This window comes from Nocardia brasiliensis (assembly GCF_042691675.1).
GTDB classification, from domain to species: domain Bacteria; phylum Actinomycetota; class Actinomycetes; order Mycobacteriales; family Mycobacteriaceae; genus Nocardia; species Nocardia brasiliensis_D.
In genome coordinates, this window is the sequence record NZ_CP170507.1 from 8,108,848 (window position 1) to 8,130,146 (window position 21,299).

A 21,299-nucleotide genomic window follows, 5' to 3' on the forward strand; every position below is an offset into this window, starting at 1 on the left:
GATGTCCGCGTGGTGAGCGAAGTGGTGATTCGCGGGCGCGTGGTGTCGGCGGCCGCTCAGCTGGACGACGGGGTGGTCTCGGTCGTCGGTGATCGGATCGGTGCCGTGCTGCCGTTCTCGGAATGGGTTGCGGCGCATCCTGGTTCGTCGGAGCCCCCGTTTTCGGGCACCGTACTGCCGGGTCTGGTGGATATTCACAATCACGGCGGGTTCGGACATCGGTTCGACACCGTCGACGCGGCGGAAGCGCGGGCGGCGGCGGAATTTCATCATGCGAGTGGGTCGACGACCGTGGTCGCGAGCGTGGTCACCGGGGCCGCCGCGGACATGGTCGCGCAGACTGGCGTGCTTCGGGAGCTGGCGGCGGCGGGGATGCTCGGTGGTATTCATGCCGAGGGGCCGTTTCTGTCGGAGGCGCGGTGCGGGGCGCAGGATCCGCGGTTCCTGCGCGATCCGGATCTGGAACTGACCGACCAACTGCTCGCCGCCGGGGGCGGGCATCTGCGGATGATGACCCTGGCACCGGAGCGTTCCGGCTATGACGCTGTCGCGCAACGGCTTACCGAGCATGGTGTGGTGGTTTCGCTGGGCCACAGCAACGCTGACTACACCTCGTTCCTGAAGGCGTTGCGGCCCACCGGGTTCGGCGCCTTGGTCACGCACTTGGCGAACGGTATGGCGCCACTTCACCACCGCGAGCCCGGCCCGGTCGCGGCGAGCCTGGTCGCTGCCGCGGCGGGGCACGCGACGGTCGAGCTGATCGGTGACGGGGTGCATGTCGACCCCGGGTTCGCCGCGCTGGTCTTCGCGACCGCGCCCGGACGGGTCGCGCTGATCACCGATGCCATGCAGGCGGCCGGGCTGTCGGACGGCGAATATCAACTCGGACCGCAATCGGTCACGGTGCGCCAAGGGGTCGCCAGGATCGCGAATGGTTCGATCGCGGGCGGCATCAGCACCCTGCTCGATGGCGTGGCGCGTGCGGTGCGCGAGTCCGGTGTGCCACTGACCGATGCCGTGTTGGCGGCGACGGCTACCCCGGCGGCGGCCCTCGGGCTGGCCGAGGTGGGCGACCTGCGAAAGGGCTATTTCGCCGACGTACTGATAGTCGATGCGAATCTCCAGTTGCGCCGGGTGCTCAGACGAGGACAGTGGTTGTCGTGATCCTCACCGTGACGATGAATCCTGCCTACGACATGACCTACCGCGTCGAGCACTTCGAGCGCGGTCAGGCGCACCGGGTCAGCTCGGTCGAACAGCGCATCGGCGGCAAGGGCATCAACGTCACGCGGGTGTTGAATCAGCTCGGAAAATACGCCAGGGCGACCGGCTTCGCCGACCACGCCTTCGCGGCCGCCGCCGAGCTGGAGATGCCGGTCGACTTCGTGCACGCGCTGCCCTGGGTCCGGCGGACCGTGGTGATCAGCGAATCCGAGGACGGCACCGCGACCGCACTGTGGGAGCCGGGCGCCCGCGTCTCCAATCCGCACGCCGCCGAACAACTCGCGGTCCGGGTCGCGGGGATGATGCCCGAGATCGATGGCCTGGTCATCTCCGGATCGCTGCCCGGCGGAATCGCGGCGTCGCTGCCCGCGGAGATCGCGCGCACCGCCATCGCGGCCGACGTGCCGACCATCTGCGATGTCGACGGCGAGGCCCTGCGCCTGGCCGCCCAGGTCCCCGGCGTCATCCTCATGCCCAATGGCGATGAGCTACAACGCCTCACCGGCATCAAGCCCGCCACCGCCGACGAGGTCGTCACCGCCGCACAGCCCTTGATCGACCGCGGTGTCCGCGCCGTCGTCGCCACCCGCGGCGCCGACGGCATGGTCGCGGTCACCGCCGACGGCGCCTGGTTCGCCGCCCTCCCCCGACCCCTCGCCGGAAACCCCACCGGCGCAGGTGATTCCGCCACCGCCGCAGTAATCGCCGCCCTCACCTCCGACCCGGTCCCCGACTGGCCCGCCATCCTCACCGACGCCGTAGCCACCTCCGCCGCCGCCGTAGTAATCCCCGTCGCCGGCGAAATAGACCGCTGCCTGCGCACCCGCATAGCCCCCACCGTCCGAGTCACCCAACTCGACCTACCAACCCGCCAAGAAACCGCCCCGTGAGTCGGCTACTTACGCTCCGCCACCGTGACGCGACCAGTTGTCCCAACGTCACCCGCACGGTCAGCGTCACCGCCAGCCCTACCGGCCCATCTACAAACCGCCCGGCGAATCGGCTGCCAGCGCTCCGCCACCGTGATTCGACCGGTTGCACCGTCACCCGCGCGGTCGGCTTGACCGCAGCGCTGGAGTCCCACGGATCAAAGTCGCCCGAATTCGGTGGTAGGCCAACGACGAGTGCCCTGAGCCTGTTTGGTCTCGCCGCGGACCGCGCTTCCCGGTCGTACCCCGCAGAGCCCGTCGCGCCGACCCAAAATTGTTGCGCCGCAACGGCTGCGGTGACTGCGCGTCCTTCGCGGACAACTTCGCACGCTGAGGTCGGCGACGATTCCTACCCGTTCATCGACCCGGCTGCGCTTATTGAGCAGCCGGGAGTTCGACACTTCAGGAGAGACACCTATGCCGCTAACGCCCGTTTCCGATTTGATCACCGCCGTGCGACCGGGTGGTCTCGGTGCGTTCAATGTGATCACCTTGGAACACGCGGAGGCCATCGCGGCCGCGGCGGAGTTGGCGAACCGGCCTGTGGTGCTGCAGCTTTCGGAGAACACGGCGTTCTACCACGGCAATCTGGCTCCGTTGGCCCTCGCCTGCCTGCGCATCGCGGCGGACAGCACCGCTGCCATCGCCGTCCACCTCGACCACGCGACCAGTCCTGAACTGGTGCGCGCCGCAGTCGATCTCGGCATCCGCTCGGTCATGTACGACGGATCCACCCTCGATTACGCCGCGAACGTCGCCACCACCGCCGACATCACCCGCTGGTGCCACGACCGCGACGTGCACGTCGAAGCCGAACTGGGTGAGGTCGGTGGCAAAGACGGTGCCCACGCCCCCGGTGTCCGCACCGACCCTGACGAGGCCGTCGACTTCGTCGCCGCGACCGGCGTAGACGCCCTAGCCGTAGCCGTCGGCTCCTCGCACGCCATGCACACCCGCACCGCCACCCTCGACAACGATCTCATCGCCCACCTCGCCGCCAAGGTCCCCGTCCCCCTCGTCCTACACGGCTCCTCCGGCGTCCCCGACGAAGGCCTGCGCGCCGCAGTCGACCACGGCATCGCCAAGGTCAACATCGCCACCCGCCTCAACGTCCTGATGACCGAAGCCATCCGCACCACCCTCGCCGCCACCCCCACCCTCTCCGACCCCCGCAAATACCTGACCCCCGCCCGCACAGCAATCCAAACCGAGGTAGCCCACTTCCTCCACCTTTTAGCCCCCTAACCCTTCACCCAACGGGACCCCACCGACTCCGCCCCACCCACCGACCAAGACCAACTTGGCAACCGCCCGAACGGGACTCAACCGAGGGCCTACTCGCGATTCGCCACAACCACGTCCCACTCGCCGACATCGGCACGCTGGATTACCGCCCGAACGGGACCTCACCGAGAGCCCACTCGCGATTCGCCACAACCACGCCCCACCCGCCGACATCGGCACGCTGGATTACCGCCCGAACGGGACCTCACCGAGAGCCCACTCGCGATTCGCCACAACCACGCCCCACCCGCCGACATCGGCACGCTGGATTACCGCCCGAACGGGACCTCACCGAGAGCCCACTCGCGATTCGCCACAACCATGTACAGCTCGACGCGGCGGATCAGCTGGGGCCGCTCGTCGGTGATCACGGCAGCAGGGACGAGAGGCGATCCGGGTGGGGTTCGACTGGAAGCTCGCCGGGGATAGGCCGCCATCCGTGTCAGAAGAGGAGCGGTCGGCGACGCCAGGAGTCAACGCCGCCGACCGCGGGGTGCGGTGGACCGGGGCAGCCGATCCACCGGTGCTAGGAACCAACCAAACCAACAACCCCACCCTGCCCGCCTCACCTGAGCACTTCACCCCTCCCGCCCTGAGAGTCCCTTAGGAAACTCACGTCACCGGCCCCACCCGCCCAGGCACCCAACGGTCAATCCGGAGAACTGTCTACACGAACGGGACTGGACGGAGCAGACACACCCGATTCGCCACCACCAAGTCCCACCCGACGACCACCCCCAGGTCACCTGCTGGACGAACGGGACTTGACGGAGTCGACACACCCGATTCGCCACCACCAAGTCCCACCCGACGACCACCGCCAGGTCACCCGCTGGACGAACGGGACTTGACGGAGCAGACACACCCGATTCGCCACCACCACGTCCCACCCGACGAGCACAGCCAGGTCACCTGCTGCTCGGACGGGGCTTGACGGAGTTGAACCCCCGGTTCGTCACGGCCAGGTCCCACCCCACGAGCACCCCCAGGTCACCCGCTGGACGAACGGGACTTGACGGAGCAGACACACCCGATTCGCCACCACCACGTCCCACCCGACGAGCACAGCCAGGTCACCTGCTGCTCGGACGGGGCTTGACGGAGTTGAACCCCCGGTTCGTCACGGCCAGGTCCCACCCCACGAGCACCCCCAGGTCACCCGCTGGACGAACGGGACTTGACGGAGCAGACACACCCGATTCGCCACCACCACGTCCCACCCGACGAGCACAGCCAGGTCACCTGCTGCTCGGACGGGGCTTGACGGAGTTGAACCCCCGGTTCGTCACGGCCAGGTCCCGCCCGACGAGCACAGCCAGGACCCGCTGGACGTACGGGACTGGACGGAGCGGACGCCCCCGGTTCGTCGCTGCCAGGTCCCTTTCGGTGCACGGCTTGGGGCCGACCGTGCGGGCGAAGTGGGTGGTCGGGGGCCTGGGATGGGTCGGCGAGGGGTTGGGCTGTGGATAGCCGAGGCTTTTGGGGAGAACTGGGGATAACTGGCTGCAGGTGCGGTCTTTGGGCGGAGGTCGGGAGGCAGGATCGCGTGCATGGGGGTATTCGATGAACCGTTTCCTGGTAGTTGGGCGTTGCGTGCTGGGCTGGTGCGCCCGTGGCAGTTGCGCACGGAGTTCGAGCGCATCCATCCGGATGTGTACCTGCGCAAGGGTGTCCCGCTGGATGCGAAGGGCCGAGCGCAGGCGGCCGGGTACTGGGCGAAAGGCGGGGGGATACTGACCGGGTTCTCGGCCGCGGCGATGCACGGCACGCGATGGCTCGACGGCAAGCCCGCGGAGATCACCGTGCGCGGACATGTCCGTGCACCTCGAAATCTCCGGGTGTTCCGCGACACCATCCCCGACGACGAGGCGTGCTCGATCGACGGCTTCCGTTGCACCACAACAGCTCGCACCGCTTTCGACTTAGGCCGCCGTCTCGACTTCGCCGAAGCTGTCGAAGTGATCGATGCGCTCGCCAACGTGACAAAGCTGGACGTGGAACTCGTCAAGCACCTCATCGACCGACACCCTGGTGTTCGCGGCAGCCGAAACCTCCGAAAGGTGCTGCCCTACGTCGACGGCGGCGCCGAATCCATCCAGGAAACCCGCACCCGCCTACTCCTCCGCCGCGCGGGCCTACCCGCACCAGAGACCCAAATCCGCGTCTTGGACCACTACGGCAAATACGTCGCCCGCCTCGACATGGGTTGGCGCCATTGGCAAGTCGCCGTCGAATACGACGGCGAACAACACTGGACAGATCCCCACCAACGAACCAAAGACATCAACCGCACCGCCACCCTGGAATCCCTCGGTTGGACCCTGGTCCGCGCCAACGCCGCCCTCCTAACCACCCACCCCACCAAAATCCTCACCCGAACCCGCCAAGCCCTCCGCGCCCACGGCGCCCCCTTCTAACGCCGAACGGGACATCACCAAGCACCCACCAACGATTCGCCACAGCCATGTCCCGCTCGACCAACCCCGGGACGTGTCCGGGGCAGCGAGCGGGACGTGGCGGAGGGGCTACTCGTGATTCGGCTCAGCCATGTCCCGCCGGGAAGGGGTTGGGCGGCCGGCGGCGCGGGCGAGGGAGGGGCGCCGCCGGCCGGGGGTGGTGGGCCAGGGCAGGGGGCCCACCAGGCGAGTGGTCGGAGTAGTCAGGTGATTCCGACGCACTCAGCCTGCCCACCCCACCTGAGTGGTCCCCCCAGCCGAGCTGAGAGTCCCCTGGGAGCCCGAAACGTAGTGGCACACCATGGCAGAGGTCTTCTCGCGTTTCGCCGCAGCCATCTGCTACTCGGGACTTTCAGAGGTGAGCGATGAAGGCGGACCAGGCGGCGTTGGTGAACGCGAGGCTGGGCCGAGAGGCGGGCGCACCCTGATACTTGCTGTCGCGCACCAAGACTCGATCGCCTTCGAACCGGACCTCCACGCACGTCTGGCTCGCAGCCGAGTACGAAGATTTGAACCAGCCGGTTCCTGTGGCGGCAGAATCCTCAGTGCTCACAGTGATGATTCTAGTCTTGCCGCGGCTTCGTCGATCAGAGTGAGTGACGCGTCTCGGTCCAGAGCGAGATCCAACGCGTGATCATGCAGGAAACGCAGGTCTCGGACGCGTGTCTCTTTCCTGTCGAGATCGTCCACCAACAGGTCGCCGAAGACGGTCGACTCGTACCAGGCCAGGGTCGGCAGATGTGGACTCGCGAAGTCGAGTAAGTGAAATGTAGTGCCGCCCAATATGTTCGACGAGGTGAACGGAATGACGCGGAGGTCGACATTGTCAGGATGCGACCGGACAACCTCGGCCAAGTGACGCAACTGCCGATGGAGCACACCGGGGCCACCGAACTGTTGCACCAACGCGGCCTCGCCGATTACAACCACCAACCGCAATCGGTCGTCGCCATCCAAACGCTGCTGTCGCCGCAATCGAACCGCGACGCGCTGCTCGATCTCGATAGCAGGGATGGTCGCAGCGGCAGACACCATCAGCGCACGGATGTACTCCTCGCCCTGTAGGAGTCCCGGCATGAACACACCTTCGTATGTCCGGACGGCTACTGCTCCCGATTCCAATCCGTAGTACCTGAGCAACTCATCGTCGAACAGTGCCGTGTAGCGCGCCCACCAGCCGCGCTCCTTGGCGACTTCCCGCAACTCCTGCAGCTCCGCACGCTCCGCATCATCTATCTCGAGAACTTCCAGGAGCTGGTCGAGCTTGTCTTCGGGCAACAGATTGCGTTCGTTCTCGATGTGCGACCAGTAGGCGGACGACACATCGAGGGCTTTAGTTATCGAGGCCGCACCGATGCCGAGCCCGAGGCGCCGCTGCCGCAAGCGCCGAGCCAGCTCCCAGCGCGCAACCACAGGTGACAAGGCCGTATCGCGCATCGGAGACCCACTCTTCGGTCGACTATTCCGTATGTTGACTCGTATACTTTACCAACATACAGTCAGGCGCGTCACACATCACCGGCGGGACTCCGCAACCAAGCCCGCACGGTGGGAACGAGGGGGTTCGCGTGTCTGTGCATGTCATCGGTAGCGGCTGGATGGTCAGTGATCGGACGGCGCATCAGGCGCGGCGGGTCAGTGAGGATGCTTGGGTGGTGTCGTATCTGCGGGGTCGGATGTTGACTACGGAGCAAGCTACGGCGGCCATTCAAGTGGCGGAGGCGGTTTCGCTGATGGATGAGTTGGCCCGGCGGGTTGGGCTTACGACACTGGAGGCGATCGGGTTGGCGGTTATCGAAACGCCCTGGGAGACAATGTCGTCCAAGCGATATCGGCTACTACCTCGCCCGGCAGGGCGGCACCACCGCTGAGCCGGGCTGCACCAAGCGATCTGATGCCGCCAGGAGTCCCCCGATCGCGGCCACCTCAGAATTCCTGCTTCACCTCGGGTGACCGGCACACTCGGTCCGCCCGACGCTCCGAGTGACCCCGTTCCACGGCAGTATGCACAGCCGCCGAACTCGCTCCATATCTCATGCCCAGCAACAACCTTCACCGCAGGGGGTTATCGCTATGGAACCACTTCCGTCGAAAGATCTGCTCCTCGCAGCCTGCCGCGCCGCGCAACGGTCATCCGCTCCTCGAATCCACGCACCTGCTGGCGGCACTGCACGTACGACGAGCACGCATCCAACCCGGAGCGGCCGCCGACATCGACGGGCACCGCGCCCGGTTGGTGCTCGCCATCGACCGCTGGATTGCCAGCGAACTCCCGCCCGCACACTGTGGTGCGCACATGCACACCGAAACGGTCGGCATGGTCGTCGACCGCCTCGCCCAGTTCTCCATCAGCGCCCACGAATCTCTGTCCGGCGCACCGGAATGGGCGGTCCACGGCGCCTGGGAACGCCTCGCCGAACTCGCCCTCGGCTATCACGACCTCGCCTACGAAGTCTCCGCGGGCCTGCGCCGCCTCCCCTACCTCGGGGACCCCCGAACCTACGACACCTGATTCCGAGTCAGAGGCCGTCGGCCGAGTCGTCTCGGGGCCAAGCGCGGGCCTCGAGACGGGCGCGGACGCGGGAAACGTCTGCCTCCGAGGGCATTTCGTTGGTGACCTTGGTGATCATCACCTGGATGTCGGTCTTGTCGGCGGGGAGATCGCCGGAACCCCTTAGCTCCGCGGCGATTTGGCGGACTTCGTCGTCGGAGAGGCGACGGCGGAGCAGGGCGAGTAGCGGGATATAGTCGGCCTCCGGGACACCGTCCGGATATCCGGCCCGCAGCCAGTCGATGATGGCGTTCAGGAAAGGTGGCATCGGCGAACGCTTCTCGTTCAGTCGGCGTCGGTGGGCGGGTCGGCGAGTGGCCAGCCGCCCGCCGCGAGGTGTGACGCCACGCGGGCGACGTCGACGTCGTCGGGCTGCTCCTTCGCGACACGCGCGATGGCCTTCTCGATTTCGGCGTGGGTGATCTTGCTGTCCGGGTTCGACGCCGCCAGTTCCTCGGCGATCGCGACCACCTCGAAATCGGTGAGATGCCGGTGCAGCACCGCGAACAGGGCGACATAGTCGGAATGCGGGATCCCCTGCGGATAGCCGGCGCGCAGCCAGCCGACGATCCGGCCGAGCACCTTCGGCCTGAGTTCTGCGGATTTCGCTTGGTCGGTCACATTGTGCCCTTCAGGACTGTCCGAACAGGTGAATGCCGAATCGTGCGGCGATGAAAGCCTTTGCCGTATAGAGGATCCCGGTCAGGATCGCCGCGACGATCAGTCCGAAGCACAGTAGCGCGACAGCGAGCGCGGGGTAATTGCGTTGCCCGACACGGCCGTCCGCGGACACGGTATCCGCCATCGACCAGAACCGGACCCCGACCGCGAACACCATCGGCAGTCCGGCCCCGAGCACCAACCCGGCCAAGGCCACCCGCCACAGCGAGTTCAGATTCGTGATGAGCGTGTGCACGTCTCCTCCTCCCTAAACCTGTGCCGACCGGCTCGACTTGCCGGGTGCGGCCGACGTGTCCCCGCTCTTATCGGAGGCTTCCCGACGGGTCGGCTCGCCCTGCTCCGCGGAGCCGCCGCTGTCCTCGCGACCGGAATCACCGGCCTTCGCAACGCCCACCGGATCGGTCGCCACGACCGGCGTGTCACCCGGCCATTCGTTGACGTTGCTGGTGTCGACCGGATCCCGCCGGGACCGCAGATACATCAGCGCCGACAGCGCGAGCAGGATCACGAACACCACCAGCACGCCGGGCAACCCGCCGATGACGTGCGCGATCGCCCAGCACACCGCACCGGCCAGACCGGCAAGCGGCAGAGTGAACAGCCAGGCGACCACCATCCGGCCCATCACGCCCCAGCGCACCTCGGCGCCCTTGCCGAGCCCGGTGCCCAGGATCGAACCGGTGGCGGTCTGCGTGGTCGACAGCGGCAGCCCGAAGTGGGCGGAGGTGAGAATGATCGCCGCCGACGCGGATTCGGCGGCCAGACCCTGCGGCGATTCGATCTCGACAAGCCCCTTGCCGAGCGTCCGGATGATCCGCCAGCCACCGAGGTAGGTACCCGCCGCGATGGCGACCGCACACGCCGCCATCACCCACAGCGGCATCTCGTCGTTCTTGGTGAGCGAGCCGTGCGCGACCAGCGCCAAGAAGATGACGCCCATCGTCTTCTGCGCGTCATTGGTGCCGTGGGCCAGCGAGACCAGCGAGGCCGAGCCGATCTGGCCCCAGCGGAAGCCCGCCTCCACCTTGTCGGGATCGGACTTGTTGGTGATCCGATAGACCAACCAGGTGCCGATCGCCGACACCAGCGCCGCGACGATCGGCGCGAGCACGGCGGGCAGGATGATCTTGGTGAGCACGCCGTCCGAGCCGGCCGCCCAGATCACGCCGCTCCAGCCGAGGGAGGCGAGGGTGGCGCCGATCAGGCCACCGAACAGTGCGTGCGAGGAACTCGACGGCAGGCCGAACAGCCAGGTGAGCAAGTTCCACAGAATGCCGCCGACCAGGCCGGCGAAGACGATGATCAACAGGTCGTGGCCCTGCACGGCATCGAGGCGGACGATGCCCTTGGCCACCGTGGCGGCGACGGCTACCGAAAGGAACGCGCCGATCAGATTCAGCACCGCCGACAACGCGACCGCGACGCGCGGGCGAAGCGCGCCGGTGGCGATCGAGGTCGCCATCGCGTTGGCGGTGTCGTGGAATCCGTTGGTGAAATCGAATGCGAGTGCCGTGACGATGACGATCAGGAGAACCAGTAATTCGACGGTCACGCCTCTAGTGTGCGGCACGGGTCAATATGATTGCCAGGCGGTTGCGCTTAAGTGGGCGGCGCCGATGCGATAAGTTGAGTCCTGTCCCCTATCAGCCGAATCGGGTGCACCCGGGGGTCACCGGCTTGCCGGCGAAGCGATCGTCGATCCAGGCATTCGTCCCTGGAATACCGCTGGTACTGACGATGAAATGTTCACCGAGATATACCTGGAAATCCACCTGGGTACCGCCGCGGCACCAGTCGGCGTAGAGGTTCTCGGCACCGGCGAGCGGGACCCAGAACTCGTTCAGGCCGTGGTACATGAACACCGGAACGGTCGGCGGGAGCGCGCCGAGCCGATTCTGCGCCAGGATCTCCCGAATGAACGGCAGTTCGGTGGGCGCCGCCACATCGGTGAGCGCCTGCACCGGGATGGGCGCCACGATCCCGACGAACTCCTCGGCCGCCATGCAGAAATCCTTGCTCACTCGCGCCAGCCGCCAGCCGTTGTCGTTCATCAGGTCGAGCATCTCCGGGTACTCCCGGGCCAGGCCCAATGTCGCCGCCAGGAATACGCCGGACGCGGCGTCTCGGCCGTTCATCGTGTGCAGCAGCATTTCGAAGTCGGCGGGCACACCGCCGAACGCGGCGCCGACCAGATTGACCTCCGGCGCGTACCGCGGCGCCAATTGCGCGGCCCACCCCGAGGCAATGGCGCCGCCCGAATATCCGGTGACCACCGTTGGCGAGTCCGGTTGCAGTCCGAGTTCCGGCGTCTGCACCGCAGCGCGAATCGAGTCGAGCACCGCATGCCCGGCCATCCGGCCCGCCGCGTACGCCTGCCGGGGACCTTGATGGTCGGGCACCAGTACCGCGTACCCCTTGGACAGCGGAATCTGCGCCGACCACAGCTTGCTCGACACCATCCTGAGCTCGTAGGACGGCGCGCATTTGTGCCCGAGTGAGTCGATCGCCGGGTTCAAGGTCACCAGTGGGCGCGGGCCGGGACCGGTCCACGGTGCCGTCGGCATCAGCAGAGTGGCGACAACCGGAACCGGCTTGTCCTTCGCGTCGGTGGACCGAATCAACAGTTCGGTCGAGATCAACGGCAGCACGGTCAACCCGGTGCCGCCCGGCCGCGCCGCGAGAACCGTTCCTGGCTTGCGACTTTCGAAGCCCACCGGCGGCACGTAGAACGGATCACCCAGCGGCGTCGGCATGATCCCGGCGACTTCACGCGAGGGAAACAACAAATCATCAATCGGATCAGCATGCGCCGTAATCCCCAGCACGCCCCCCACCGCCAACACCAACACCAGAGCGGCCGCACGAAGCCGCCACACTATCGAACCCACCCGCAAACCCCGATCCCGAAGCAGAACCTCTGCCGACCCCCTGCAGTCTGACGCGCCCCCACCCCCCTGAGGAGCCCACACTTGCAGTGGCAGAACAATCTTCACACCCCAACCCCACCCCCGCTCGACATCGAACCATCGCCAGGAGACCCACGAACGGGACATGGCCGCGGCGAACCGCGAGAAGATCCTCCATCACGTCCCACCCGACGCCCACTCCGCCAGACCGGCGACGCCGAACGGGACGTAGCCGCGCTGAATCACGAGTAGGGCCTCGGTCACGTCCCGCCCGGCACGCACTCCACCGGATGAGTGCCGCCGAACGGGACATGGCCGCGCCGAACCCCGAATAGCCCCTCCGTCACTTCCCGCTCGACGCCCACTCCGCCAGGTGGGCGGCAGCGAACGGGACAGGGCTGCAGCGAACCGCCAGTAGACCCATCAGGTCTCGCCCGACGCCCACTCCGCCAGACCGGTGACGCCGAACGGGAGATAGTCGCGCCGAATCACGAGTAGCCCCTCCGTCACGTCCCGCCCGACGCCCACTCCGCCAGGTGGGCGGCAGCGAACGGGACAGGGCTGCGGCGAACCGCGAGAAGACCCTCCATCACGTCCCACTCGGCGCCCGCTCCGCCGGATGAGCGGCAGCGCCCCGCTCGACGCCCACTCCGCCAGACCGGTGACGCCGAACGGGACATAGCCGCGCTGAATCACGAGTAGGGCCTCGGTCACGTCCCGCCCGGCACGCACTCCACCGGATGAGTGCCGCCGAACGGGACATGGCCGCGCCGAACCCCGAATAGCCCCTCCGTCACGTCCCGCTCGACGCCCGCGCCGGCCAGGCGGGCGGCGGCGAGTGGGGCGTGACTGCGGCGGAACGGGGCTGGGGGCTCGGTGGTGTCCCGTTCGACGGGGTCAGGGGACAGGGTCAGGGGACGGGGTCAGGGGAGGAGGGATTGGACGGTGGTGATGGTGTCGGCTTCGGTGGGGTCTTTGTCGGGGCGGTAGCGGACTACTCGGGCGAAGCGTAGGGCTACGCCGCCTGGGTAGCGGGGGCTGGTTTGGACTCCGTCGAGGGCTACTTCGACTACTAGTTCGGGCCATAGGTAGACGGTGTGTTCGTCGCGGGCTCGTTCGTGGCGCGGGAATTCGGCTGTCTGCCATTGGAGGAGGGCGTCGGTTAGGCCCTTGAAGGTTTTGCCGACCATGACGGGTTCGCCGGTGTTCGGGTCGCGGGCGCCTAGGTGCAGGTTCGATAGGTAGCCGGTGCGGCGGCCGTAGCCCCATTCGGCGCCGAGTACCAGCAGGTCGAGGGTGTGGGTCGGCTTGATCTTCTGCCAAGCTCGGCCGCGCCTGCCCGCCGCGTAGGGGGCGGCCAGGGATTTGATCATGACGCCTTCGTGGCCCGCGGCGAGTGCGCCGTCGAAGTATTCGGCGGCGGCTTCTTCGTCGGGCCGGATCAGCGCGGGAATGCTGTGCGCGGCGGCCACTTTCGTGAGAGCGGCGCGGCGCTCGGACAGCGGGGCATCGAGCAGGTCCTGGCCGTCCAGGTGCAGGCAGTCGAAGAAATACGGATGCAGCAGCAACTCCCGGGTGGAGCTCACCTCGGCGAACCGGCTCATCGTCTCCTGGAAGGGACGTGGTCGGCCGGAGTCCGTCAGAGCCAGGGTTTCGCCGTCCAGGACGACGCTGGTGCAGTCGAGCCCGGCCACCAACTCCACCAATTCCGGCACGCCTGCGGTGATATCGCGCAGCGTCCTGGTGAACACCCACACCCGCGCGCCGTCTCGATGCACCTGGATCCGCGCGCCGTCCATCTTGATCTCGACGCTCACGTCGCCGCCGAACTCGGTCAATGCCCCATCCAGCGTCGCGCCGGGCGAGGCGAGCATCGGCTGGATCGGCCGGCCCACCTCCAGCCGGAACTCGCCGAGCGCCTCGACCCCACCGGTCATCGCGGCGATCGCGGTCACCGGCAGCCGACCGGACAACATGTACGCCCGGCGCACCAGCTCGACCGGTACCCCGGCGGCCACGGCGACGGCCTCGCTGACGATCGCGGTGAGCGCCCCCTGGCGAAGTTCGCCGGTCAGCAGGCGCAACAAGAACGCCTGCTCGTCTGCGGTAGCGGCGGTCCAGAGTGCGGCGAGCAGTTCCTTGCGCCGCGCCGCGGATCCGGTGCCGGAGGTCTCGGCCAAATCGCTGAGTGCGGCATCGACCGCCGAAACCGTCAGTGTCGCAACGAGTGCCGGAGTAGTGTCCACTGCGGTGAGGGTGCGCCATCCCGTGCCGATTCGGCCCTGCCGTAGCTCGCCGGATGCCCAGGCGACCACCGGCGCGAGTTCGTCCGGCGCGGCGGCGGTCAACAGCTCGGCGAACGTTGCGATCTTCGTCTTCCGTGACCTGGTCGCGCGGACCGTCTCCGAAGCCTGGACGACATGCGAGAACAACACCCAACGACGGTAACGCGTGCCTGTGACAAATCGCTCAGCACTGCTGCTAATTCCCCATTGGCAGGGTTGCGAAAACGGCCATAAACTGGACACATGGCCAAGACTTACGTCGGGGCGCGGCTTCGTCAGCTGCGGACCGAACGAGGGCTGAGCCAGGTCTCACTCGCCCAGAAGCTGGAGATCTCGGCGAGCTACCTCAATCAGATCGAACACGACGTGCGTCCGCTCACCGTGCCGGTACTGCTGCGGATCAGTGAAGTATTCGGCGTCGACGCGACCTTCTTCTCCTCCCAGGACGACACTCGGCTCATCGCCGAACTCCAGGAGGTCGTGATGGACCAGGAATTGGGTATCGAGGCCGACACCCAGGAGATCGCGGACATGGTGTCCGCGCATCCGAGCATGGCGCGCGCGCTGGTCAATATGCACAACCGCTACCGCAACACCTCCGCGCAGCTGGCCGCCGCCACCGAGGACCGGTTCGCCGACGGCTCGGGCAGCGCGGCGATCAGCAAGCCGCACGAGGAGGTGCGCGACTACTTCTACCAGCGGCAGAACTACATCCACGAATTGGACACCGCCGCAGAAGAACTCACCGCACGCATCCGGTTCCACGGTGGCGACGTGAACAGCGAGGTGGCGCGGATCCTGCGCTCGCACGATGTGCGGATCGTCGAACGCATCGATCTCGGCGAAGGTGTACTGCACCGCTACGACCCGGAGACCCAGCGGCTGGAGATCGCGCCGCACCTGTCCGGTGGGCAGCGCACCTTCAAGCTCGCCGCCGAGCTCGCCTACTTCGAATGCGGCGATCTGCTCGAAAAGCTGGTCGAGGAAGGCAATTTCGCCTCCGAGGACACCCGCAAGCTGGCGATGCTCGGACTGGCGAACTACTTCGCCGCGGCAACCGTGTTGCCCTACACGCACTTTCACGAGGTTGCCGAGGACTTCCGCTACGACATCGAGCGGCTCTCCGCGTTCTTCACGCAGAGCTACGAGACCATCTGCCACCGGCTGTCGACACTGCAGCGGCCCAAACTGCGCGGCGTCCCGTTCTCCTTCGTCCGGGTCGACCGTGCGGGCAATATGTCGAAACGCCAGTCCGCCACCGGTTTCCACTTCTCCGCCAGCGGCGGCACCTGCCCGCTCTGGAACGTCTATGAGACCTTCGCCTACCCCGGCAAGATCATGACGCAGATCGCCCAGATGCCCGACGGCCGGAAATACCTGTGGGTCGCCCGGACCGTCGAACGTCGGGCCACCCGCTACGGTCAGCCGAGCAAAACCTTCGCCATCGGCCTCGGTTGCGAGCTGCGCCACGCGGGACGCGTAATCTACGCCGACGGTATCGATCTCAACGAAGTGCAAGCTACGCCCATCGGCGCGGGCTGCCGCGTCTGCGAACGCGCCAACTGCCCGCAACGCGCCTTCCCACCCCTCGGCAAGGTCCTCGACATCAGCGAACACCGCAGCTCGGTTTCCCCGTACGTACTGAAGTAGTCAATCCGGCAACACCTTTCACCTAGCTCGCCACGCCACCCCCGTAGACGCCCACGCAGTCGCCCTCCGCCGTTGCCATGGTGGTCGCCGCCGTTGTAGTGGTCGCCGCCGTCGTGGTAATCGCCGCCGTCGCGGTGCGCGCTTACGCGGGTTGCGTCTTTTGCTGGAGTCGGAGGCCGAGCAGGGTCATGGCCAGGGCGGCGACCAGCAGGATGGCCAGTGTCCATGCTAGGACCGAAAAGCCGTGGGGGGCAGCGGCTGCGGCGACCAGCGGGCCCGCGGTGGCGCCGACGTAGAAGCTGAACATGGCGACCGAGACGGCGGCGGCGCGGGACTCACCGCCGAGTTCGCCCGCGGTCTGCAGCACGGCGGGAGCGATGATGCCGAGGCCGCCGACGAGGACGGCCAGCAGGATGGTCAGGACGGTGAGGTGCGTTCCCTCGAAGGTGGCCGCGACCATCGCGGCGGCGGCGACCAGTACGCCGAGCACCATCTGACCGTGCTTGGACAGCCTCGCCAGCGGCACGGCCAGCAGCGGCAGCGCGATCATCACCGGCAGTGCGCCCGCACGCAGCGCGAGCAGTTCGCCGGAACCGGTGACCACGCCGCTGAGTTCGAGGCCGGTGTACACGCCGACCATCACGGCCATGCTGATCGCCCCGGCCACCAGCATCGGCAGCAGCGGCCGGATGCGCAGCACCGCGGGGATCGCGGCGTAGCTGTGCCGCAGCGGACGGTCCCGGCCGGTCGGAGCGTCATCGAGCATCACGCCGCGCAGCGCGACCGCGAGTACGGCGAAAATCACTGCGGAGCCGATGAATACGGTGTGCCACGGGAACGAGGCGACCACGGCCTGCGACACGATCTGCGCGATCACCGTCGCGGCCAGGAACGAGGTCGCCACCGACATCGTCACCACGGGACGGTGGGCAGGCGTGATCCGGGTGGCGACGTAAGCCATGATCGCGGGCGGGATAGACCCGACCACCAGACCCTGCACGATCCGCAGCCCGACCGCCAGCGGAGCACTGAAGGCCAAACCGGTCAACAGGGTGACCACCGCCGCTACCAGCATGCCGGTCATCAGCACCCGGCGGTGACCGTAGCGATCCGACAGCGGACCGAACAGCACGAAGCCGCCCGCGTAGCCGAACGCGAACGCGCTGATGATCCAGGTCATCACCCCCGCGCCGACGTTCCAGTCCGCTTTCAGTGCCGTGAACAGCGGGATCGGTACATACATCTGGCCCGTCGCGAGCAGGGCGGACAGCACGAAGACAGGCAGGGTGCGCGCGGTGTGCGCGCGCTGAGCGCCGCGGGTGGGCGCGGGGGCCGCGGTACCGGCTGTGAGCGGAAGTGTCGTCGTTGCCATGCGGACGACAGTAGGACCGCCACCGCCACGTTGTCAACCAAATAGTTGGTTTAATGAGATGGTAAAGTCTTCGATATGACGGCCACCATGAAACGCAGCGACGCCACCAAACAGGCGCTATTGCGAGCCGCGCGTGACGAATTCGCCGAATACGGCCTCGCCGGCGCACGTGTCGATCGCATCGCCGAGGCGGCGGGGGTGAACAAGGAACGCATCTACGGCCTGTTCGGCAGCAAGGACAAGCTGTTCGACGTCATCCTCATCGACACGCTGCGCGAGTTCATGGACGTGGTCCAGCCGTTGGCCGACACCGAACCGGGCGAGTACGTCGGCAAGCTGTTCGACTACCACAACAACAATCCGCAACTGCTCCGGCTGATGATGTGGGAAGGCCTGCACCGCGGCGGGGAAGCACACGATATCGACGGCTGGCGCGCACAGCACTACGAGCGCAAATTCGACAGGGCCATCGAGCAATTCGGCGTCGACGCGCAGCACGCCGGGCATCTCCTGCTCGCCCTGTGCGGGATGTCCAACTGGAGCCTCGCCGTGCCACAGACGACCCGGCTGCTGCTCGGCGCCGCGGCCGAGGACAAGGACGCGACCAAAGAATTCATGCAGGAGTTCGCCAGAGCGGCGATGCGTAGCTTCCCGCCGAGGATGAAACAAGACGCGCAATCGAGATCGGTACCGGTCAATGAGTTGACCGATGATGCCGCGGCAACTGCCGACTCGTCCGCCGAGGTCGACCGAGCGGCACAACGCCTGCGCGACGCTCAGGCAGCCGCCGACGCCGCCCGCGACGAGCTCGCCGCCGCCCTGCGCGACGCCCACGCCGCGGGCACCAGTGCCAACCAGTTGGCCCGCCAAGTGTCGGGCACCCTCTCCCGACCCGTCGTCCTCAAACTCCTGGCCGAGTAGCGACTTATGAGTTCGATCTCACAGACCGTCCACACGCCGCACCGGGCATACAGGCGTACGAGGACTCTGTGAGATCGAACTCGACCAGCTGCTAGAAGGCTGCTTCGTCCAGTTTCATGATGTCGTTGTCGATCGCGGCGATGATGGCCTTGTTCGCGGTCAACTCGGGCAGCACGTTCTTCGCGAAGAAGCTCGCGGCGGCGATCTTTCCGGTGTAGAAGGCACGATCCTTCTCCGAGGCCTCGGAAGCCAGTGCGGCCGAGGCGATCTCGGCCTGTACCAGCAAACGCCAGCCGATGAGCAGGTCGCCGACCGAGAGCAGGAAGCGCACCGAACCGAGGCCGACCTTGTACAGCTCGGCCGGGTCCTGCTGACCGGCCATCAAGAAACCGGTAAGCGTGGCCGCCATCGCCTGCACATCGGCCAAAGCCGTACGCAGCAGCTCGCGTTCGGTCTCGAACCGTCCGCTCTTGGTGTCGAGGAACGCGGCGATCTGTCCGGTGACGTGCCCGATCGCCACGCCCTTGTCCCGAATGATCTTGCGGAAGAAGAAGTCCTGCGCCTGGATGGCGGTGGTGCCCTCGTACAGCGAGTCGATCTTCGCGTCGCGGATGTACTGCTCGATCGGGTAGTCCTGCAAGTAGCCCGAACCACCCAGCGTCTGCAGCGATTCGGTCAAGTACTGGTAGGCCCGCTCCGAGCCGACGCCCTTGACGATCGGCAACAGCAAATCGTCGACCCGGTGCGCCAATTCGGCGTCGGCACCCGAAACCAGCTGCGCCACATCAGGATCCTGATGCGCCGCGGTGTACAGATACACCGCCCGCAGCCCCTCGGCGTAAGCCTTCTGCAGGGCCAGGCTGCGGCGCACATCCGGATGCCGGGTGATGGGCACGCGCGGCGCGGCCTTGTCGGTCATCTGGGTCAGATCCGCACCCTGGATCCGCTGCTTGGCGTAGTCCAGCGCATTGAGGTACCCGGTGGACAGCGTGCCGGAGGACTTGATGCCGACCATCATGCGCGCGTTCTCGATCACCTGGAACATCTGCGCGATGCCGTTGTGCACGTCGCCGACCAGCCAGCCGACCGCGGGGACGTCGCCGCCGAAGGTGAGCTCACAGGTGGGCGAGGACTTCAGGCCCATCTTGTGCTCGACATTGGTCGCGTAAACGCCGTTGCGGGCACCGAGTTCGAGCGTCTCGGGATCGAAGAGGAACTTCGGCACGTAGAACAGTGACAGTCCCTTGGTGCCCGGCCCGGCGCCCTCCGGCCGGGCGAGCACCAGGTGGAACATGTTTTCCGCGGTGTCGCCGACATCGCCGCCGGAGATGAAGCGCTTGACACCCTCGATGTGCCAGGTGCCGTCGGGCTGCTCGATCGCCTTGGTGCGACCCGCGCCGACATCGGAGCCCGCGTCCGGTTCGGTCAGCACCATGGTGCCCTGCCAGCCGCGCTCGTAACCGGCGGTGGCCCAGTGCTTCTGCTGTTCGTTGCCGACGTTGTAGAGGACCGACGCCATCACCGGGCCCATATTGAAGAAGCTCGCAGCCGGGTTGGCGCAGTTGATCATCTCCTGCACCGCCCACACCACTGCGGCGGGCGCGGGCGTGCCGCCCATCCCCTCGGGCAGGCCGAGCCTGCTCCAGTCCGCCTCGTGCACGGCGTTGATCGTCTTGCGCAGGGGCTCGGGCACCGAGATCGAGTAGGTGGCCGGATCGAAGACGATCGGATCACGGTCCGCCGCCGCGAAGGATTCCGCGATCGGCCCCTCGGCCAGCCGCTTCACCTCGACCAGGATCTCGCGCACGGTGTCGGAGTCGAGATCGCCGTAGGCGCCCGTGTCGAGCAGCTTGTCCAGCCCGAACACCTCGAACAGATTGAACTCGATGTCTCGCACGTTCGCCTTGTAGTGACCCACGACGGTCCTCCCAGGTTTCGGCCGTTTTGACGATGTACAAACGCAGCCTGCCGTACCGCGGCGACGCTACGCAACCGTAAGCTCGGCCGCACCGCGAAGGTGTTCACCAGGTGGTAACCGACCGGGACGAGCCGGTTCCAGGGTGCCGCTCAGCAGTCCGGCTGGAACGGCCAGCAGGTGGTCGGGCGCGGCGGTGACGGCGACGGCGATGGCGGCTGCGTGCTGCTGGTTTCCCGCGGATCGGGATGGGACGAGTCCTGGGCCAGCGAGGTCACCACCACGCCGAGCACCGCGATCATCCCGACGATTGCCAGGGCAACCACGGCCCACCCGGCATACGCCTGCCGTTTCGTCGCGACACCGGGGGTCGGCTCGGGACGCGGTTTCGGCGGGCGCGCAATGACACTCGGCGTCTCCTGCGCCACCTGCTCGAAGCCCGCGGCGACCAGTTCGGCACGCGTCGGCGCGAGGTCGGCGAGACCGAGCGCGGTGCAGTCACCGATCACTCGGTCGGCGGTCCATTTGCGCGGTCCGGCCGAGAATCCTTCCAAGTAGATGCGCAGCTCGGTGGCGTCGGCGACATTGCCGACGACGACATCGAGGCCGGGTCGCAGATTGGTGCGCGACGGCCGGACCACCGCACCGCGGAATGGAACGAGGACGACCGCACCGCACACATGCCCGGGGTCGAGCAGTGCCCGCTCCAGTGTGTTCTTCACCGCGTAGATGCCGTGTTCGAGTCGATCGGATGGGCTGCCGGACGGCTCGTCCAGGTCGGCGTCGGCATCGCTGATCTTCCACGGGCCAGCCGCGGAGATATTGAGAATGCCACTCTGCCTGCGCCGGAAGCCTTTGACCTCGAGCACCGAGAGCCCGCGCGGCGTCCAGACCACCGCATCGATCTGCCGGTCACCGACCTGCAGGTCGATCATGGCGAGGGCGGCCGACGGATAGGACCGCAAACATTCGACGAATTCTTGTTCGGCACCGGAGAGCTGCGCCCCGGGCTTGACCCTCACCAGCATTTTCGAGCTCGTCCGCCTCTCCGCGCCCTTCAGGCCGTACCCGTGCGCGCCGCGTACGCCGCGCCGACGACCTGCGGTCGAGTGCATAGCGAGCCCT

The 21,299-nt window shown here is 67.0% G+C and carries 18 protein-coding genes; 7 read left to right on the forward strand and 11 right to left on the reverse strand.

Annotated features, from left to right (window positions below):
* Positions 1-9 precede the first annotated feature (9 nt).
* The 4 genes from ACFK0J_RS37395 (at position 10) to ACFK0J_RS37410 (ending at position 5,854) form a co-directional block, all read left to right on the forward strand.
* Entirely contained in the window at positions 10-1,164 is a 1,155-nt protein-coding gene (locus ACFK0J_RS37395; protein ID WP_378734393.1) for an N-acetylglucosamine-6-phosphate deacetylase, read from the forward strand.
* Positions 1,161-2,114, forward strand: a complete 954-nt coding sequence (locus ACFK0J_RS37400; RefSeq protein WP_378734394.1) for a 1-phosphofructokinase family hexose kinase — start codon at positions 1,161-1,163, stop codon at positions 2,112-2,114. The genes ACFK0J_RS37395 and ACFK0J_RS37400 overlap by 4 nt, the downstream gene beginning before the upstream one ends.
* A 456-nt stretch (positions 2,115-2,570) precedes the next feature.
* On the forward strand, positions 2,571-3,398 hold the full coding sequence (locus ACFK0J_RS37405; RefSeq protein WP_378734395.1) for a class II fructose-bisphosphate aldolase: 828 nt from the start codon (positions 2,571-2,573) through the stop codon (positions 3,396-3,398).
* 1,589 nt (positions 3,399-4,987) lie between these two features.
* Positions 4,988-5,854: an endonuclease domain-containing protein gene (locus ACFK0J_RS37410; RefSeq protein WP_378734396.1), complete on the forward strand. Its 867-nt coding sequence runs from the start codon at positions 4,988-4,990 to the stop codon at positions 5,852-5,854.
* A gap of 391 nt (positions 5,855-6,245) precedes the next feature.
* On the opposite strand, the gene ACFK0J_RS37415 is transcribed toward ACFK0J_RS37410, so the two are convergent.
* Both ACFK0J_RS37415 and ACFK0J_RS37420 read right to left on the reverse strand, forming a co-directional pair.
* Positions 6,246-6,446, reverse strand: coding sequence for a DUF397 domain-containing protein (locus ACFK0J_RS37415; protein WP_378734397.1), 201 nt, complete (start codon positions 6,444-6,446; stop codon positions 6,246-6,248).
* A complete protein-coding gene (locus ACFK0J_RS37420) occupies positions 6,443-7,330 on the reverse strand; it encodes a DUF5753 domain-containing protein (protein WP_378734398.1) in 888 nt (295 codons plus the stop codon). The genes ACFK0J_RS37415 and ACFK0J_RS37420 overlap by 4 nt, the downstream gene beginning before the upstream one ends.
* A 598-nt stretch (positions 7,331-7,928) precedes the next feature.
* Between ACFK0J_RS37420 and ACFK0J_RS37425 the strand changes: the two genes are divergently transcribed.
* Positions 7,929-8,405, forward strand: a complete 477-nt coding sequence (locus ACFK0J_RS37425; RefSeq protein WP_378734399.1) for a DUF4254 domain-containing protein — start codon at positions 7,929-7,931, stop codon at positions 8,403-8,405.
* A 7-nt stretch (positions 8,406-8,412) separates the two neighbouring features.
* Here ACFK0J_RS37425 and ACFK0J_RS37430 read toward each other — a convergent pair whose 3' ends face one another.
* The 6 genes from ACFK0J_RS37430 to ACFK0J_RS37455 form a co-directional block, all read right to left on the reverse strand.
* Positions 8,413-8,712, reverse strand: a complete 300-nt coding sequence (locus ACFK0J_RS37430) for a DUF3349 domain-containing protein (RefSeq protein ID WP_378734400.1) — start codon at positions 8,710-8,712, stop codon at positions 8,413-8,415.
* A gap of 17 nt (positions 8,713-8,729) precedes the next feature.
* Positions 8,730-9,065: a DUF3349 domain-containing protein gene (locus ACFK0J_RS37435; RefSeq protein ID WP_378734401.1), complete on the reverse strand. Its 336-nt coding sequence runs from the start codon at positions 9,063-9,065 to the stop codon at positions 8,730-8,732.
* Positions 9,066-9,075: 10 nt separating this feature from the next.
* Positions 9,076-9,360: a hypothetical protein gene (locus ACFK0J_RS37440; protein ID WP_378734402.1), complete on the reverse strand. Its 285-nt coding sequence runs from the start codon at positions 9,358-9,360 to the stop codon at positions 9,076-9,078.
* Between the two features lie 12 nt (positions 9,361-9,372).
* Entirely contained in the window at positions 9,373-10,677 is a 1,305-nt protein-coding gene (locus tag ACFK0J_RS37445) for an anion permease (RefSeq protein ID WP_378734403.1), read from the reverse strand.
* 91 nt (positions 10,678-10,768) lie between these two features.
* On the reverse strand, positions 10,769-11,911 hold the full coding sequence (locus ACFK0J_RS37450) for a lipase family protein (protein ID WP_378734404.1): 1,143 nt from the start codon (positions 11,909-11,911) through the stop codon (positions 10,769-10,771).
* A 1,043-nt stretch (positions 11,912-12,954) separates the two neighbouring features.
* On the reverse strand, positions 12,955-14,466 hold the full coding sequence (locus tag ACFK0J_RS37455; protein ID WP_378734405.1) for an ATP-dependent DNA ligase: 1,512 nt from the start codon (positions 14,464-14,466) through the stop codon (positions 12,955-12,957).
* Between the two features lie 93 nt (positions 14,467-14,559).
* Here ACFK0J_RS37455 and ramB point away from each other — a divergent pair, with 93 nt between their 5' ends.
* Positions 14,560-15,966, forward strand: a complete 1,407-nt coding sequence (gene ramB, locus ACFK0J_RS37460; protein WP_378734406.1) for an acetate metabolism transcriptional regulator RamB — start codon at positions 14,560-14,562, stop codon at positions 15,964-15,966.
* Positions 15,967-16,108: 142 nt separating this feature from the next.
* Here ramB and ACFK0J_RS37465 read toward each other — a convergent pair whose 3' ends face one another.
* Positions 16,109-17,338 carry an MFS transporter gene (locus tag ACFK0J_RS37465; RefSeq protein WP_378734407.1) on the reverse strand — a complete coding sequence of 410 codons (1,230 nt, stop codon included), beginning with the start codon at positions 17,336-17,338 and terminating at the stop codon, positions 16,109-16,111.
* 75 nt (positions 17,339-17,413) lie between these two features.
* Here ACFK0J_RS37465 and ACFK0J_RS37470 point away from each other — a divergent pair, with 75 nt between their 5' ends.
* Positions 17,414-18,259 (forward strand): TetR/AcrR family transcriptional regulator, encoded by an 846-nt coding sequence (locus ACFK0J_RS37470; protein WP_378734408.1) that lies wholly within the window; start codon positions 17,414-17,416, stop codon positions 18,257-18,259.
* A 91-nt stretch (positions 18,260-18,350) separates the two neighbouring features.
* Here ACFK0J_RS37470 and ACFK0J_RS37475 read toward each other — a convergent pair whose 3' ends face one another.
* Both ACFK0J_RS37475 and ACFK0J_RS37480 read right to left on the reverse strand, forming a co-directional pair.
* Complete coding sequence (locus ACFK0J_RS37475; protein ID WP_378734409.1) at positions 18,351-20,177, reverse strand: acyl-CoA dehydrogenase; 1,827 nt, start codon at positions 20,175-20,177, stop codon at positions 18,351-18,353.
* A gap of 149 nt (positions 20,178-20,326) precedes the next feature.
* The gene (locus ACFK0J_RS37480) at positions 20,327-21,202 is read right to left on the reverse strand and encodes a nuclease-related domain-containing protein (RefSeq protein WP_378734410.1); all 876 of its coding nucleotides are present in this window, start codon (positions 21,200-21,202) and stop codon (positions 20,327-20,329) included.
* Between the last annotated feature and the right edge of the window lie 97 nt (positions 21,203-21,299).